This window comes from Gordonia sp. N1V (assembly GCF_029269935.1).
Taxonomy (GTDB): domain Bacteria; phylum Actinomycetota; class Actinomycetes; order Mycobacteriales; family Mycobacteriaceae; genus Gordonia; species Gordonia polyisoprenivorans.
In genome coordinates, this window is sequence record NZ_JARJDD010000016.1 from 54818 (window position 1) to 71482 (window position 16665).

A 16665-nucleotide genomic window follows, 5' to 3' on the forward strand; every position below is an offset into this window, starting at 1 on the left:
CGGTCTGACATGCCGACCGAACACGCCCGGCCCCTGACCGGGATTCGGGTGGTCGAGGTATCGAGCTTCGTCGCCTCCCCACTATGTGGGCTGACCCTCTCGCAACTGGGCGCAGAGGTCATCCGGGTCGATCCGATCGGCGGCGCCGCCGACGTGAATCGTTGGCCGCTCACCGACGACGGCACCACCTCCATCTACTGGACAGGTCTCAACAAGGGCAAGAAATCGGTCACCGCCGACCTGCGCTCTCCCGAGGGTCAGCGGATGGTCCAACGCCTCGTCACCGAATCCGGTCCCGGCGGCGGCATTCTCGTCACCAACTCCGGCGGCCGGGAGTGGATGAGCCACAACACCCTTGCCGGGCTCCGCCCCGACGTCATCCTCCTGGAGCTGCTCGGCGGTTCAGACGGCTCCCCCGCCGTCGACTACACCGTCAACGCGGGATTGGGATTCCCACAGATTACCGGCCCCGTCGACCACGACGGCCCCGTCAATCACGTGCTACCCGCCTGGGATGTGGTCTGTGGCCTGTATGCGGCGCTGGCCGTAACCTCCGCGGTGCGCCGGCGCGAGCAGACCGGCCAGGGCGCGTCGATCCGCCTGCCGTTGGAGGACACCGCACTGTCGATCGCCAGCACCCTGGGCTATCTCACCGAACCCCAGGTCAACGCACACTCACGCCCGGCGACCGGCAACGACGTGTACGGCACCTACGGTACTGACGTCGTCACCGCCGACGGCGACCGCTTCATGCTCGTCGCACTGACACCGCGTCATTTCCGCGATCTCGTTCGTATCACCGGAACCGACTCCGTCATCACCGCGATCGAGCAGGCTCTCGACGCGGACTTCTCCCGTGAAGCCGACCGCTACACCCATCGCAGCGTGCTGAATGCGTTGTTCGGCAAGTGGTTCGCCGAACACTCCACCGACGAGGCGGCCGCCGCCCTCGACGGGTCGTCGGTGCTCTCGCAGCGCTACCGCAGCTTCGACGAGGTGATCAGATCGGGAGCACTCACCGACAACCCGCTGTTTGCCGAACTCACTCAGGCCGGCCTCGGGACCTACCTCGCGGCCGGACATCCGGCGTCGTTCGACGGCGAACACTATTTCACCGGGCCGGCTGCGCGATTGGGGGCGGATACGCCGGAGGGGTGACAGCGTCTCACTGCCGCCGGCATGCTGCTGTGTGCCCTCCGAGCGACGCAGTGACCACTGCCGCCGGGGTGCATGACATGCGCAGATTGTGCCGTTCCTGCGGGGTCAGGTTCCAGCGTGCGCGAAACCAGCGCGTAATCGCACCGCCGCCATGGCACAGACGGCCGTTCCTCATCGAAGCGTTTATCGACCCCACCTCCACATCGGTTGCGCCACCGAGGTTCCGGTGTCCATTCCACCGGGCGTGTGACCAGTTCTATCTGGTCTGTCTACTCCGGCCCGGATGGCGACGACAGCGATGCAGGGAGGTCTTGACGCGATGTGGGCGCGCTGCGCGACGATTTCTACGCGATCTTGACGACCCTGCCACCACCTCGGACGACGCAAGCTGTTCGCCGAAGAGTGCTTCTCACAGCGCGTGCCGCGCCAAGAACTCCTCGATCGCCCCGGCGAACACCTGATTGTCGTCACCGGCGACCATGTGTCCGGCCGCACTGACGTCGGCGATCTCCGCCTGCGGGACAAGGGCTTTCATGGATGCGATTCCGGAATCGCTGACCACGTCCGACTTTCCGCCGCGCACTATCAACGTGGGGATCGTAACCTGGCGTGCCGCCGCGGTGAGTCGAGCCGGATCGGTGTGCCGTCGTGGCTCGTCGTCATCGGAGGCGATGAACGCCGGGTCCCAATGCCAGTACCAGCGGCCGTCCTCACGCAGCCGGACATTCTTGCGCAGGCCGTCGAGGTTCTTGGGGCGTCGACGTGTCGGGTTGTAGGCGGCGATCGCGTCGGCGACCTCCTCCAACGACGCAAAGCCGTCGATGTGGTCGGTCATGAACGTCTTGATCCGGTCGATCCCCTCGGGTTCGACGTCGACGACCACATCCACCATCACCAGTGCCGAGGCGAGGTCGGGATGCTCGCCGGCGACGCACAGGCTGGTGATCCCACCCAGCGACGCGCCGATCAGCACCGGCTTGGCCGGCAGGGTGGCGAGTATCGCGACAAGATCGTCGACAAAGCCGTCGAGCGCATAGTTGCCATCGGGCGCCCACGAACTGTCACCATGCCCCCGGGAATCGAAGGTGTACACCTCGCGCCCCTGCTCGGCCAGCGCTTTCGCACTCCGATCCCATGAATGCCTGGTCTGACCACCACCGTGGAGCATGACGATCGGTGCCGAGTCTGCGGGCGAGCCCCATCGGTCGCCGATGATCGTCACCGAACCCGACTCGACGGAGATCTGTACTGCTTCGGCATCGTGCGTGGGAGTCATGGCGAGTCCTTTCCGAGGTCACATGGCTTGCACCTCTGACATCGACATAACCAGACTCACGGCTGGACGTGCACGTCGGCTACCGAAACCGCACTCGGGGCAACTCCGATCCCCCCGATGGTCGAGGTGCGAGGCGCGTGTGCCGAGCATCGAGACCAGCTGCACCGGTGTTGTTCTTGCTCCACCGCACATCGGATACCGCTCGGCGCAGGGGGTCTCGAGGTTCCTCGCCCCAGGGGGCTCGTCTCACCTCGACCAGCGGAAGGGTGGTCACCGCCGGCAACCGAAGCAGACACCTCGACGATATGGAGGTGGCCACGGCAACCATTGGAACGTGGCGACTACCGCGCGGCGGCGAAGTACGGCCGGTACTTCCGCTTGCCCTCGACGATCTCGATGGCCATCGCGAGGGCGACGCTCACACTGTCGGTATCGGTCGATGCTGCGCGAGAAAGGATGTCGCGGGCGGTGTCGGCGATCGCGTCGACCCGGCCTTCCAGTCCTTGCTCCCCATCGTGGATCTCGGCCTCGACGGCGAGCAGCCCGCCCGCGTTGGCGACGAAGTCGGGGACGTGGACGATTCCCCGGTCGCGCAGGTCCCGTGCGAGCGCCGAATGGGCGAGCATGTTGTTGGCGGCTCCCACCAGGATCGAGGCGCGCATCCCGGCGATCACCCGCTCGTCGATCACCCCGCCACCGGCGCACGGTGCGACGACGTCGACGTCGGAGAGCAGGATCTCGTCGAGATCGACTGCGGTGATGCCGATCTCGTAAACGGCGCCGCGTACACGCTGCGGATCGATGTCGGCGCCGAACACTTGGGCCCCGGCACCGGCCAGCATGCGTGCGGCGTGCAGACCGACATTGCCCAGACCCTGGATGGCGACACGCGCCCCGTCGACCGACCGGCCGGATGCCTCCAATGCCACCTCGATGCTGCGGACCACTCCGCGAGCGGTGAAATACGACGGGTCGCCGCGCTGACTGGACACCACCTCGACGTGGCGTCCGATCAGTTCGAGATCACGCACCGAGGTGCCCATGTCCACGCCGGGGATGTAGCGGCCACCCAGGGCGGCAATGTATTTCGCGTGGGCTACCAGGATTTTGTCACGGTTGGCCACGCGGGGATCGACGTTGATCACACTCTTGCCGCCACCGAGCGGCAATCCGGCCAGTGCCGCCTTGTAGGTCATCGCCTGCGCGAGGTTCATCGCGTCGGCGATCGCGTCGGCTTGTGTGGGGTAGGCGCGCATACGCACACCGCCGAGCGATGGGCCGAGGGTCGTATCATGCACGGCGATAACCGATTCGAGGCCGGCTTCGGGATCGCGGCAGAGCACGATCTGCTCGAAGTCGCGGTTGGAGAAGTCGTCGAGGATGTCTGCCGAAGATGCTGTGGTCATGGCGCAGGACGGTAGTGAGCCAGACAACGGGCCCACAAGGACTTGGCGCGAACTACCGCTCACAACGCAAATCTTTGTCAGCTATGCCGCTGCTGCGATAAATTGTTGCGCATGGTCGAGCTCGACGATGTGGATCTTCAGCTGCTGGCACTGCTGTCCGACGACGGCCGCGCCACCTTCTCCGATCTGTCGTCACGGGTGAATCTGTCGGTGGCCGCGACCAAACGTCGCGTCGACCGGCTACGGGCCCAGAATGTCATCACCGGATTCACCGCCACCATCGACCACGCGGCGCTGGGCCGACCCGTCGAGGCGTTCACCGAGGTCCGCTACGTCGGGACGTCGCAGCCCGACGAGATGATGGCCGAGATGACGCGCATCCCGGAGGTCGAGGCCGTCTACACGATCGCGGGCGATCCCGACATGCTCGTCAAGGTGCGCGCACGCGACCACAGCCACCTCCAGCAGGTGATCAATCACCTGCGCCGCGGCGGCAAGGCCACCGGCACGAAGACCATGATCGTGCTCGGCTCGTGGCATCGGTGAGCGCAAAGAACATGAACTGATCACCCGGATTCGTTGAATCTTTTGCGTTCACGAGCGGATTCGACGATTCTTCTCGACGTGTCCCACGTCACACTGCTTGCATGAACGGCACTACCGGCTTCCGACTGTCCGACGAGACCGGGCGACAGTGCACGCGGTGACCCCGCGCGCCCCGCCCCGACAGCCCACCCCTGGGGGTCGGTAGCCAGATGCGCTCTGCGCCTAGCGAACCCGCTGTGAGGAGACACCCATGCCCGGAACCGGGATATGGCGGACAAAATCCGTCGAGCAATCGATCGCCGAGACCGATGAACCGCGCAGCAAGTTGCGCAAGGATCTCACGACACGTGACCTGACCGCCTTCGGCGTCGCCGTGGTCATCGGCGCAGGCATCTTCACGCTCACCGCCCGCACCGCGGGCGACCTGGCTGGACCATCGGTCTCGTTGGCCTTCATCCTCGCCGCGGTCGCCTGCGGGCTGGCCGCCCTGTGCTATGCGGAGTTCGCGTCCACGGTGCCCGTCGCCGGCAGCGCCTACACGTTCTCCTACGCCACCTTCGGCGAGTTCATCGCGTGGATCATCGGCTGGGACCTGATCCTCGAATTCGCCTTGGCCAGTTCGGTGGTGGCCAAGGGGTGGTCGCTCTACCTCGCCGACTTCATCGGCACGTCGACCACCATCGCGATCGGCGGGTTCAAGGCCGACTGGGGCGCGGTGCTGATCATCGCGGCGATCACCTTGACCCTCGCCTTCGGCGTGAAACTGTCCTCGCGCGTGTCCACCATCATCACCGCCATCAAGGTGGCTGTCGTGCTGCTGGTGATCATCGTCGGCGCCTTCTTCATCAACACCGACAACTACCGTCCGTATGTGCCTGCCGCCGAACCAAACACGAGCGGGGCGTCAGGTCTGCACCAGACGTTGTTCGCCATGCTGAGCGGATCCGACGGCAGCAACTACGGGTGGTACGGCCTGCTGGCGGCGGCGAGCCTGCTGTTCTTCGCGTTCATCGGATTCGACGTCGTGGCGACCACCGCCGAGGAGACCAAGAACCCGCAGAAGTCCATTCCCCGTGGCATTCTCGGCTCTCTGGCGATCGTCACCGTGCTGTATGTAGCGGTCACCATCGTGCTGACCGGCATGGTGAACTATCAGCAACTGCGCACCGGCAGCCCGCTGGTCGGCGACGGAAGTGCGACCCTGGCAACGGCTTTCGAGGCACATGGGGTGACGTGGGCCGAGACCGCCATCAACGTCGGTGCGCTCGCCGGTCTGACGACCGTTGTCATGGTGATGATGCTCGGGCAGACCCGAGTCCTGTTCGCGATGTCGCGCGACGGCTTGATCCCGCGTTCGTGGGGCACCACCAACAAATCCGGGAACCCCGTGCGTATCACCATGATCGTGGGTGTCGTCGTCGCCGTGATCGCCGCGGTGTTCCCCATCGAGACCCTGGAGCAGATGGTCAACATCGGCACCCTGTTCGCCTTCGTCCTGGTGTGCGCCGGCGTCCTCGTCCTGCGCAAGACCCGCCCCGATCTCAAACGCGGATTCCGGGTGCCCGGCAGCCCGTTCGTGCCGATCGTCGCGATCGTGGCCTGCGGCTGGCTGATGATCAATCTGTCCGTCGAGACCTGGATTCGTTTCGTGGTGTGGATGCTCGTCGGGATCGTCGTCTACGCCCTCTACGGTCGTCGACACTCGGTGCTGGGGTTGCGCGCACGCGCGGCGCGTGACGCTGAGGCCGGCTCGTCGGAATTCGCCATCGTGCTAACCGAGATCGTGCAGACCGAGGCAGTGATCGATGAAGCGGCCGAGGACCGGGTCCCAGCCCGCGACTGAGCGTCCGAAACCCGCCGACAGCGCCCGTCACAACGCCGACAGCGCCCAGCTGGGCGTCGAGAGCGCTCTGACGGGCGCTGTCGGCGGTCTACAGAGCGCTGTCGGCGAAAAGCCGGGCGCCGTCGGGGCGGTCAGCGGAACCTGATCAGAGAGCGCCCTTGTCCGCATCACCCGCGGGCACTGCGGTGAAGGTTTTGACGTCGAGCGGGCCGGCCAGCAATCCGCCGATCGCGGCTCCGAGTTCGGTCAGCGCGGGGGCGCCGCCGTGGACCTTGAGGGCATCGGCGGATTCCCACTTCTCGATCATCACGAACTCGTTGCCGGTGGCCGACTGGTGCAGTGCGTACAGCTCGCAGCCCGGCTCCTGGTGCACCTTGTCGATGGCGGTCAGGATGGCCGCACGGACCTCCTCTTCCTTACCGGGTTGCGGGGAAATCGTTGCCACCACGATCACTGCGGACATCGTCGTCACTCACCTTCGTCTCGTCGAACACAATCTCGGATGACGCTACGCCGGATCGCGGCGCAGGGGAACAGACTGCTGCGGAACAGACTGCTGCAGAACGGGCTCAGGCCAACAGTCGCCACAGCCCGATCAGCCCGACCACGACGATGAGGATCCGCAACGCCGTCGGCGGGAGCCGGCGCCCGTATCGGGCGCCGAGGACCCCACCGACCAGCGACCCGACGGCGATCAACCCGGCCGCGGTCCAGTCGATGCGATCGAAGGCCACGATCGTGTAGGTCACCGCCGCAACCACATTCACGATCAGCGAGAGCAGGTTCTTGGCGGCGTTGAGGCGCTGGAGGTCGTCGGGGGCGATCACGCCGAGCGCCCCGATCAGCAAGATGCCCTGCGCGGCAGTGAAGTACCCGCCGTAGATGCCGACAAGGAAGGTTGCCGTGGTCATCGCGGCGATCCTGGTGGGGCTCAGCGGAAACGCCTCGGTCACGGCTCCGGTATGGCCGAGGATCCCGGATCGGCTCAGCGACCATCGCTGGATGCGTGGTCCGGCGACGACCAGGATCAGCGCCCCGACCAACAGGACCGGCACGACCTTCTCGAACACCGTCTCCGGCAGATGCAGGAGCAGGAAGCACCCCAGCAGTGCGCCGAGGAAGGAGCCGGGCATCTGCCAGCGCAGCCGTGGCCACTGTCCCTGCAGTTCGCGGCGATAGCCCCAGGTTCCCGACACACCGCCGGCGACCAGACCGATCGCGTTGGAGATCGTGGCCGTCACCGGCGGCACCCCGAACGACACAAGGGTGGGGAAGGTGATCAGCGTGCCGCTGCCGACCAGCGCGTTGATGGCGCCCGCTCCCACTCCCGCGACGAGGACGGCAATGAGCTCCCAGGTGGACATGGCCTCCAGGGTGCCCGGTGGTCCGGGCGGGATGGTCAGGTGGGTGGGGTCGGCGAGTCCGCTATTCCACGAAGGTGATCGGCAACGATCCCCACGCGCGCAGCGTGTTGTTGTGGTGTCGACGCGGCGTGGCGGTGAGTTCGATGCGTCGGAAACGGCGCGCAAGGGCGGTCAGGACGGCCTCGGCTTCCAGGCGCGCGACGTGCTGCCCGACGCACTGGTGAATGCCCATCCCGAATCCGACGTGACCGGACGGGTTGCGGGTGATGTCGAAGGCGTCGGGGTTGTCCCAGTGGCGCGGATCGCGATTGGCCGATCCGAGGAACATCAGGATCTTCTTGCCCTCGGGGATCAGAACGTCGCCGACCAGGATGTCGCGGGTGGCGGTACGGAAGAAGGTCTGCACCGGGGCCTCGACACGCACGGCCTCGTCGAATGCGATACGGGCGAGAGAAGGATTGGCGCGCAACAGGTCCCACTGGTCCGGGTTGGTCGCGAAGGCGTGCAAGACCGCGGCCAACCCGTGCACGGTGGTGTCGACGCCGGCCGAGAGGAGCGACCGCACGATCGTCGGCGCCTGATCGGTGGTGATGTCACCGCGATCGGCCGCAGCCCAGATCTGCGCACCAAAGGTGCCGTGGCCATCGCGGCCGACCGGCGTCAACCGGTCTCGCCCGCATTGCTCGTTGACCCAGCCGGACACCGCGGCAATCCGGGGCTCACCGGCGACGACGAGGTCGTTGTGCGGGCCGAAGGAGTTGAACAAGTGATCGCCGTAGGGCAACAGGTTCTCCCGGCCGTCCGCCCCGATCCCGACCGCGTCGGGGAACACGCGCAGCGGGAACGCCTCGGCGATCTCCGGGACTGCGTCGATCGGCGTGTTCGCCGGGAGTGCGGCCACCAACTCGTCGGCATCGGCGCACCAGAGATCGCGTAAACGTCGCAGGGCCCGCACACTCAGGATCTCCGAGAGGACGGCGCGGGGCGCATCGTGGTGCGGCGGATCGGTTTCGAGCAACAGGCTCGGTGGTCGCCAGGGCTTCTCGAGCCGGAAGTTGCTCAGTCCGACGCCGGCGCCGGATTCGAAGTCCTGCCAATCGGTCAGCGCCGCATGCACTTCGGCGTAGCGCCCCATGGCATACAGGTCGTAACGGTTCAGATACACCACAGGACCGGAGTCGCGCAGCATGGCGTGGAAGGCGTCGGGCGACTCGAGGATGTCGTGGCCGAAGGGGTCGGCGTCGCTGAGTGGGGCGTGTGTCCGGGTGGTGTCGGTGGCGGTGGTCATGGTCTTCTCTTCAGAGGTCGAGGACGAGTGTGTCGGTGCAGGAACGGGATACGCAGATGAACATGCAGTCGTTCTGTTCTCGTTCGGAATCGGTCAACAATGAATCGCGGTGATCGGGACGGCCGTCGAGCACGCCGGTGTCGCAGGTGCCGCACGTGCCCTGGCGACACGACGACAGGACCGCAACCCCGGCGTCGGAGACGGCCTCGAGGACCGACCGGTCCGGGGGCACGGTGACGGTTTGCCCGGACCGACGCAACTCCACCTCGAACGACCTACTCCGCACGGGCGCCGAGAGTTCTTTGGGGACAAAGTGTTCGACGCGTACCGTGCCAACCGGCAGGGTCGCACCGGCATCGACGACGGCCGAGGTGAGTTCGGCGGGCCCGCAGCAGTAGACCGCGGTTCCGGCGCCGACGGCGTCCAGTTCGGCGGCGAGGTCGGGACGTGGCCCCTCGTCGGTGGCATGGACCCGCACCCGCGGATCGTCGGCGAGTTCGTCCAGGTAAGCCATGGTGTGTCGCGACCGTCCGACATAGATCAGCGTCCAGTCGATGCCCAGCAGATCTGCCTGTCGGCACATCGGCAGGATCGGGGTGATGCCGATCCCACCCGCGACGAACAGATACCGCTCGGCGGGCACCAGCGCGAAGTTGTTGCGCGGCCCGCCGATCGGCAGCGCGTCTCCTACCGCCAGCTGGTCATGAATGTATCGAGAACCGCCACGTGACAAGGGTTCTCGCAGAACCGCGATCCGGTAGTGGAATGGGTCCCAACGATCTCCGCACAGCGAGTACTGCCGGATGATGTCGCCGGGTAGGACGACGTCGATGTGTGAACCGGGTGACCAGTCGGGCAGCCGGTGTCCGTGCGATTCGGCCAGGGTCAGTTCGACGACGCCGTCGGCGACGGGCGTGCCGGCGACGACGGTCATCACCAGGCCGTCGGCGGCGGCTGCGGCCACCAGACGGACCGGCGTGGACGACGCGTGCGGTGATGTGGTCATGGTCACAAGGGTTGGATATCGCCGACACCGCCCACAAGACGATTCCCATTGAATGGGAGTGCTACCACCACTGTCAGCGCCGATCGATCGGGCGACGCAGTTCGCGACCGATCCCTCGAGCCGCCGCCTGGAGTACCGCGACGTGGCTGGTCGGCCGGTCGTCGCGGGGAACCACCACCGAGATGGCCGCGACCACGAGGTCTTTGGAATCGCGGATCGGCACCGCGATCCCCGTCGCATCCTCGTGGATGAAACCGGGGCACACCGCGACGCCGGAGCGTCGAACCTCGGCCAGGAACGCCCGCAGGTGACGTGGATCGACGATGGTCTGCGCCGTGTACCGCGGTAGCGTCCGGCTCAGCACGCGTTCCTGGAATCCGGCGGGCGCGTGGGCAAGGAGCACCAGGCCCGCCGAGGACGCGTGCAGCGAGAGCCGCCCGGCCACGCGTGTCACGTTGATGACCGCGCCGGGACTCGACAGGCGCTCGACGAACAAGACCTCGGCGCCGTCGAGCACACCGAGTTGCACGTGGTGTCCGACGATGGCGTGTACGTCCTCCAGGAACGGCATCGCCGCCTCCCGGAGCCCGAGCGTCGGGGATGCCCGAGACGCCAACTCCCACAGCCGTACCCCGATCCGGACCCGACGATCCTCGTCGCGCCGGAGCAAGCCGAGACCGACGAGGTCGTCGACGAGGCGCGATGCCGTCGACAACGGAAGCCCGGCGCGTTCGGCGATCTCGGTGACGGTGACGGTGATGTGGTCGGCGTCGAAGACCTCGAGGATGCGGACGGCGCGCTCGAGTACCGACTCCCCCGATGTCGACCGGGCCATCACTTCTCCTGTCGCGGCGTGGCGGACGCGCGATGTCCGGCGCTTGGGCACACAGCGTAGACGCAGTGGTGCTACTGATGGTGGGGTGATGCGCATCGTTCCGAACACAGCTGCGCCCCGGGTCCTCGTATCGGTGCTGTGCGGCGCCGCCCTCGGGGTCGGGGTCGGCCTGCTCGCCCGGGATGCCGGGCATGGCGTCCTCGCCGGAATCGCGACGACCGCCGGGGTTTTCGTCCTTCTCGGCTGGGTGGCGTTGTGGCCCATGGACGCCGCCGACACCCGAGCGCACGTGGGACGGGAGGATTTCCGTCCCATCGTCGACGAGGTGATCGTGGTGGTCGCGGCACTCTCGGCGCTGGGCGGGATCATCGGACTACTCATCGACGGCGGCTCGCACGCCCACTGGATACCCGCGGCGATCGCCCTACTGGGGGTGTTCCTGTCCTGGGCGAGTCTGCACCTGATGTACGCGACCCGGTACGCATTTCTCTACTACGCCAAGGGAAAAGCCGGCGGGATCGACTTCAACTCCGACGACCCGCCGGCCTTTCGCGACTTCTTCTACTTCAGCTACAACCTCGGTATGACCTATCAGGTGTCGGATACCTCGGTCTCCGACCGCGAGATCCGGTCAGTGGCCCTACGACACTGCCTGCTGTCCTACGTCTTCGGAGCAGTCATCCTGGCGACGACCATCAACCTCGTCGCGGGGATCGTGGTGGGCTAGGTCAAAGGTCGAGCCGGACGAATTTTCGCCCGATGGTCGAGGTGCTTCGCCCGATGGTCGACGTTGGTCGAGGCCGCTTCTCACCCGATGGTCGAGGTGTGACGAGCCCCCTGGGGCGAGGAACCTCGAGACCACCGACAGCCGACGCTGGTCCGAAACCAGCACCGCCGCACGAGGTCTCGAGGCCCGGCGCCTGGGGCGCCGGGCACCTCGACCATCGGGCGGAAAGCACCGTCGACGGCGAGGCCCCTACAGGCCCATATCCCGCCCGATGAGGTCCTTCATGATCTCGGTGGTGCCACCGAAGATCGTCTGGATGCGCGAGTCGGTGTAGGCGCGAGACACCTTGTACTCGTTCATGTATCCGTACCCGCCGTGCAGCTGCACGCAGCGGTCGATGACCTTCTTGGCCAGTTCGGTGCACCACCACTTGTTCTTGGCGGCGTCGACGGCGGTCAGGTCACCGTCGAGGACGGCGCGCAGGCAGCGGTCGATGTACTGCTCGGCGATGTCGAGTTCGGTCGACATCTCGGCGAGGTAGAACCGATTCGCCTGGAACGCACCGATGGGTTGCCCGAAAGCCTTGCGGTCCTTGGCGTATTGCAGGGTCTCCTCGAAGACGGCGCGAGCGCCGGCGATGGCTCCGATACCGATCGACAGCCGCTCCGACGGCAGGTTCTGCATGAGGTGGTAGAAGCCCTTGTTCTCCTCGCCGAGGAGGTTTTCCCGGGGCACCCGGACGTCGGTGAAGTGCAGTTCGGCGGTGTCGGCCGCCTTGAGGCCCATCTTGTCGAGCTTGCGACCCCGCTCGAAGCCCTCCATGTCGCGTTCGACGACGAGCAGCGAGAATGCCTTGTGCCCGGCGCCCGGGTCGGGGTTGGTGCGGCACACGACCACCACCAGATCGGAGTTGATGCCGGCCGAGATGAAGGTCTTGGAGCCGTTGAGGATGTAGTGGTCGCCGTCGAGGCGGGCCGAGGTCTTGATCCCGGCGAGGTCGCTACCGGCGCCGGGCTCGGTCATCGCGACCGCGAGAATCGTTTCGCCCGTGGCCATCCCGGGCATCCACCGAGCGCACTGTTCCTCGTTGGCCAGGTGCAGGAAGTAGGGGACGAGAACGTCGTTCTGCAAACTCAGACCGGGTGCGGCGCTGCCGAAGCGGGCGAATTCCTCGACGATGACGGCGTTGAAGCGAAAGTCGTCGGTGACCCCGCCGCCGCCGTACTCCTCGGGGATGTTGAAGCCGAGAAGTCCGGCGTCGCCGGCCTTCTTGTAGGCCTCGCGATCGACCTGGCCTGCGGCCTCCCACTTCTCGACGTTGGGTGCGCATTCGCGGGCGAGGAATTCGCGGGCGGATGCGCGCAGCTGCTCGTGTTCAGCCTCGAAGACGGTACGTTTCATGGATTCAGATCCGTTCGATGATGGTGGCGTTGGCCATTCCGGCGCCTTCACACATGGTCTGCAGACCATAGCGTCCGCCGGTGGCCTCGAGGTGATTGACGAGCGTCGAGAGCAGTCGGGTTCCCGAGGACCCGAGTGCATGGCCGAGGGCGATTGCCCCGCCGCGCGGGTTGAGCTTGGCGGGGTCGGCACCGAACTCGTGCGCCCACGCCATCGGCACCGGCGCGAAAGCCTCGTTGACCTCGTAGGCGTCGATGTCGCCGATCGACAACCCCGAGCGCTTGAGCACCTTGTGGGTTGCCGGGATCGGCGCGGTCAGCATGAAGATCGGATCGTCGCCGGCCAGTGAGAACGCGTGGAATCGGGCACGCGGAGTCAGGCCGAGCTTGGCGGCCATGGTGTCGCTCATGATCAGCGCCCCGGAGGCACCGTCGGTCAGCGGCGAGGAGTTGCCGGGGGTGATGTGCCAGTTGATTTCGGGGAAGCGCTCGGCGTATTCGGGGCTGTAGAACGACGACTTCAGTCCGGACAGACCTTCCTGGGTGGTCTGCGCGCGCACCGTCTCGTCGACGGCGTGGGTGACCCGGTTGCCGTCGGTGTCGGCGACCTCGATCGGCAGGATCTCCTTGGCGAAGAAGCCATCTGCGGCAGCCTGAGCGGCACGACGATGCGACTCGGCGGCGAAGGCATCCACCGCATCCCTGTCGAACTTCCACTTCGCCGCGACCAGCTCCGCCGAGATGCCCTGGCCGACAAGCCCTTCGGGGTAACGAGCGGCGATGCTCGGCCCGTACGGGCTCTGCCCGACGGTCGTGAAGCCCATCGGTACCCGGCTCATGGACTCGACACCCGCGGCGATCACGATGTCGTACGCGCCCGCGATGACGCCCTGTGCGGCGAAGTGTGCGGCCTGCTGACTCGACCCGCACTGCCGATCGACAGTGGTCGCCGGCACCGACTCGGGGAATCCGGCCGACAACAGCGCGGTGCGCGAGATGTTGAGCGCCTGTTCCCCGGCCTGGCCGACGCAGCCACCGATGACGTCGTCGACGAGCGCCGGGTCGAGGTCGTTGCGCTCGACAAGGGCGCGCAGCACGTGCGCGAGCAGTTCGACGGGTTTGGTCTGCGAGAGCGCGCCGCCGGGCTTGCCCTTGCCGGAGGCAAGGCGGACGACGTCGACGATGACAGCTTCGGGCATGGGGAGAACCTCCGGAGGATTCACGGCGCCCGGGTCGCGGCGAGGCGTGTGCGCCCACGCAAGAACCCGAACCACCGACTGATCGTTCGCTAAGTTTGTAACACGGCGGTGTGATGCAGATCAACAAGGTCGCAGGTCCGGACGCCCCGCGAGTTGGCCGACGCCGACGGTCTGCCACCCGCGTCCGCACGTTCGGACGGCGTTCATGGTCGGCGCTACTAGGATCGGACCCTATGGCCCGCGAGAGGAGATCGACGCCGTCGCGATACGCGCGCGTGCGGTTCCTCGAGGCAGGTCTCACCGTCCTCGCCGAGGACGGATTCGGTGCGCTCAAACTCGCGGGGGTCTGCGGCCGCGCCGACGCCACCACCGGCAGCTTCTATCACGCTTTCGACAACTGGGCCGAGTTCACCTCGGCGCTGATCGCCTACTGGCGCGAGGAGAAGAGCCAGCGGCCGATCGCCGAAGCGCGCAAGGTCACCGACCCGGTCGAACGCCTCGCGGCACTGATGGACGTCGGCCTGACCCTGCCCCACGATTCCGAGCGGGCCATCCGCGTCTGGGCCGCCCAGGATCCGGAGGTCCGCAAGCATCAGGAGGAAGTCGACCTCGAACGCCGCGACTTCATCGCCGAGACCTACCGTGAGGCCCTCGGCGACGAGTTCGCCGCCGAGGAGTACGCCACCATCTCGATGTATCTGCTCGTCGGATACGAAAGCGGGACGCTGCGCTCCTACGAGGCCCTCGACCTCGGGTTCCGGATGTTCCTCCAGAGCGCGATCGGCCCGCTCGGCGAACTCGGCGACGGGGCCAGGACCCCGCCCCCCGACCACTGACGTATGCCCGTCCTTTCGGATCTCCCTGGCTGAGCCACACCCCTTGCCAAGTGTGACCCCTTGCACAAAAGTGTAAGTCATCTTATAGTCGGTGCCACGACGCAAGGAGGCAGCCATGCTCAGGATCGACCGCAACCACGGCCTCGACCCCGACACCGACTTCGGCGAGATCTACCGCAATCTCGTCACCTACGAGTTTCCCTGGGACATGAACCAGGCACTGAGCTTCGCACTCTTCCGCACCTACGCAGTGCCGAGCATCGGACGACTGCTCGACGAGACCGGCGAGTTCACCGGACGCGTACAGAAGCGCTACGACGACACCGGCCTGCTTCTGGAAGTTCCTCTACTGGAAGGGATTTCGAGTCAACAGGGTAAAGCGGCCATTCGCCGCATCAACCAGATGCACAAGATGTACGACATCACCAACGACGACATGCGTTACGTCCTGGCCACATTCGTCGTCGTGCCCAAACGGTGGATCGACGATTACGGGTGGCGCCGGATGACCTACGAGGAAGTGCGCGCGTCGGTGCTCTACTACCGCTCACTCGGAAAGCACATGGGGATCACCGACATCCCGGAGACGTACGAGGACTTCACACGCCTGCTCGACGAGTACGAGGCATCACACTTCGCCTTCGACGCCGGGGCACGGCGCGTCGCGGACTCGACCATGCACCTGATGACGACTTTCTACCCGAAACCGGCGGCGCCCCTGATCGACATCTTCAGCCGCTCGGTGATGGACGCCCCCCTGTTGCAGGCGTTCCACTATCGCAAGCCGAATGCTTTGGCGCGCAAGCTCTCCGTCGCCGGACTCCGGGCACGCGCCCGGGTCGTCGCACTGCTGCCCTCTCGGCGCAAACCCCGCCTGGTCCGGGACATGCCACGAATCCGCAGCTACCCCAACGGCTTCGAGGTCGACAAGCTCGGCACCTTCGCCCCCGGATGCCCGGTACACCGGACGACCGAAGTGATCGAAGAGGTCTCAGCCAGCTGACCAAACCCTGGATCTCAGCCGTCCACCGCGCCGAACTCCACTGCGGCGAGTGCGATCCGCACGTACTCCGCCGCCGTCTCCGCAGGCGTCTTGGGCCCGTCGGGGTGATACCAGCTCGCGATGCCCTGACACATGGACAAGATCGCCCGTCGCGCGGAGTCGGGAACCGATGTCGCGAAAACCCCAGCGCGGCAACCGTCTTCGATGGCGTCACGCAGCTGCCCGTCGATGGTATCGCGATGCTCGCGATACCAGCGGCCGTTCTCGGCAGTCAGTGAGCGGCGCTCGGAGTCCAAGAAGGCCAGGTCCCGGTGGTTGGCCATATACAACGCGGTCGCCTCGACCAGCGCCGAGAGCCGGCGCACCGGATCGTCGCCGGCCTCGGCGAGCGCGGCGTCGATGTGGGCGCTGACTGTGCTCATCGCGTGGTCGAACAGCGCGACGAGGATCGCCTGCTTGTTCTCGTAGTGGTAGTACAGCGCCGGAACCGTCACGCCGACCTCGGCGGCGATGGTGCGCACACTGGTGGCGTCATAGCCGTGCTCGACGATCTGCGTGAGGGCGACGTCGAGGATCTTCGGCAGAGCCAGCGGCGGATAGTGCCGCCAGTCGTCGACGGGAACGGCCACGGCCGAACGGGCGTGCACCGGTGTGGCCTGGCCCATCGCCGCTCCCATCGTGGACAAGTGTGTTCGGTCTACAAGTGTTCGTGATCGGCGTCAATGCTAGACGGCCGGATCGAGTTCGCGATGCTCACGCCCGTCGCCGCCACGTACTA

At 66.3% G+C, this 16665-nt stretch carries 16 protein-coding genes; 6 read left to right on the forward strand and 10 right to left on the reverse strand.

Annotation, left to right across the window (positions count from 1 at the left end; translation table 11 throughout):
- Window positions 1-9: 9 nt before the first annotated feature.
- Window positions 10-1158: a CoA transferase gene (locus tag P3L18_RS19500; protein ID WP_020169833.1), complete on the forward strand. Its 1149-nt coding sequence runs from the start codon at window positions 10-12 to the stop codon at window positions 1156-1158.
- Window positions 1159-1567: 409 nt separating this feature from the next.
- On the opposite strand, the gene P3L18_RS19505 is transcribed toward P3L18_RS19500, so the two are convergent.
- Window positions 1568-2434, reverse strand: coding sequence for an alpha/beta hydrolase (locus tag P3L18_RS19505; RefSeq protein WP_276114965.1), 867 nt, complete (start codon window positions 2432-2434; stop codon window positions 1568-1570).
- Between the two features lie 341 nt (window positions 2435-2775).
- Window positions 2776-3840, reverse strand: coding sequence for a Glu/Leu/Phe/Val dehydrogenase dimerization domain-containing protein (locus tag P3L18_RS19510; protein ID WP_276114966.1), 1065 nt, complete (start codon window positions 3838-3840; stop codon window positions 2776-2778).
- A gap of 111 nt (window positions 3841-3951) precedes the next feature.
- Between P3L18_RS19510 and P3L18_RS19515 the strand changes: the two genes are divergently transcribed.
- Together P3L18_RS19515 and P3L18_RS19520 are read left to right on the forward strand one after the other, a co-directional pair.
- A complete protein-coding gene (locus P3L18_RS19515) occupies window positions 3952-4386 on the forward strand; it encodes an Lrp/AsnC family transcriptional regulator (RefSeq protein ID WP_020169830.1) in 435 nt (144 codons plus the stop codon).
- A gap of 250 nt (window positions 4387-4636) precedes the next feature.
- Complete coding sequence (locus P3L18_RS19520; RefSeq protein ID WP_276114967.1) at window positions 4637-6229, forward strand: amino acid permease; 1593 nt, start codon at window positions 4637-4639, stop codon at window positions 6227-6229.
- Window positions 6230-6374: 145 nt separating this feature from the next.
- Here the strand turns inward: P3L18_RS19520 and P3L18_RS19525 are convergent, their stop codons facing one another.
- The 5 genes from P3L18_RS19525 to P3L18_RS19545 form a co-directional block, all read right to left on the reverse strand.
- Complete coding sequence (locus tag P3L18_RS19525) at window positions 6375-6692, reverse strand: putative quinol monooxygenase (protein WP_006369853.1); 318 nt, start codon at window positions 6690-6692, stop codon at window positions 6375-6377.
- A gap of 106 nt (window positions 6693-6798) precedes the next feature.
- Window positions 6799-7593, reverse strand: a complete 795-nt coding sequence (locus tag P3L18_RS19530; RefSeq protein WP_276114968.1) for a sulfite exporter TauE/SafE family protein — start codon at window positions 7591-7593, stop codon at window positions 6799-6801.
- 61 nt (window positions 7594-7654) lie between these two features.
- On the reverse strand, window positions 7655-8881 hold the full coding sequence (locus P3L18_RS19535) for a cytochrome P450 (protein WP_276114969.1): 1227 nt from the start codon (window positions 8879-8881) through the stop codon (window positions 7655-7657).
- Between the two features lie 10 nt (window positions 8882-8891).
- Window positions 8892-9887, reverse strand: coding sequence for a PDR/VanB family oxidoreductase (locus P3L18_RS19540; RefSeq protein WP_035734690.1), 996 nt, complete (start codon window positions 9885-9887; stop codon window positions 8892-8894).
- A 73-nt stretch (window positions 9888-9960) separates the two neighbouring features.
- The gene (locus tag P3L18_RS19545) at window positions 9961-10722 is read right to left on the reverse strand and encodes an IclR family transcriptional regulator (RefSeq protein ID WP_079931067.1); all 762 of its coding nucleotides are present in this window, start codon (window positions 10720-10722) and stop codon (window positions 9961-9963) included.
- Window positions 10723-10810: 88 nt separating this feature from the next.
- On the opposite strand from P3L18_RS19545, the gene P3L18_RS19550 reads away from it, so the two are divergent.
- Window positions 10811-11449: a DUF1345 domain-containing protein gene (locus tag P3L18_RS19550; protein WP_014361718.1), complete on the forward strand. Its 639-nt coding sequence runs from the start codon at window positions 10811-10813 to the stop codon at window positions 11447-11449.
- A gap of 249 nt (window positions 11450-11698) precedes the next feature.
- Here the strand turns inward: P3L18_RS19550 and P3L18_RS19555 are convergent, their stop codons facing one another.
- Both P3L18_RS19555 and P3L18_RS19560 read right to left on the reverse strand, forming a co-directional pair.
- Window positions 11699-12850: an acyl-CoA dehydrogenase family protein gene (locus P3L18_RS19555; RefSeq protein ID WP_276114970.1), complete on the reverse strand. Its 1152-nt coding sequence runs from the start codon at window positions 12848-12850 to the stop codon at window positions 11699-11701.
- 4 nt (window positions 12851-12854) lie between these two features.
- Entirely contained in the window at window positions 12855-14048 is a 1194-nt protein-coding gene (locus P3L18_RS19560; RefSeq protein WP_020169823.1) for an acetyl-CoA C-acyltransferase, read from the reverse strand.
- Between the two features lie 233 nt (window positions 14049-14281).
- On the opposite strand from P3L18_RS19560, the gene P3L18_RS19565 reads away from it, so the two are divergent.
- Window positions 14282-14884 (forward strand): TetR family transcriptional regulator, encoded by a 603-nt coding sequence (locus P3L18_RS19565; protein ID WP_079931069.1) that lies wholly within the window; start codon window positions 14282-14284, stop codon window positions 14882-14884.
- A 115-nt stretch (window positions 14885-14999) separates the two neighbouring features.
- Window positions 15000-15887, forward strand: coding sequence for an oxygenase MpaB family protein (locus tag P3L18_RS19570; RefSeq protein ID WP_079931070.1), 888 nt, complete (start codon window positions 15000-15002; stop codon window positions 15885-15887).
- Window positions 15888-15901: 14 nt separating this feature from the next.
- Here P3L18_RS19570 and P3L18_RS19575 read toward each other — a convergent pair whose 3' ends face one another.
- Window positions 15902-16564, reverse strand: coding sequence for a TetR/AcrR family transcriptional regulator (locus P3L18_RS19575; RefSeq protein WP_253194096.1), 663 nt, complete (start codon window positions 16562-16564; stop codon window positions 15902-15904).
- Window positions 16565-16665 lie beyond the last annotated feature (101 nt).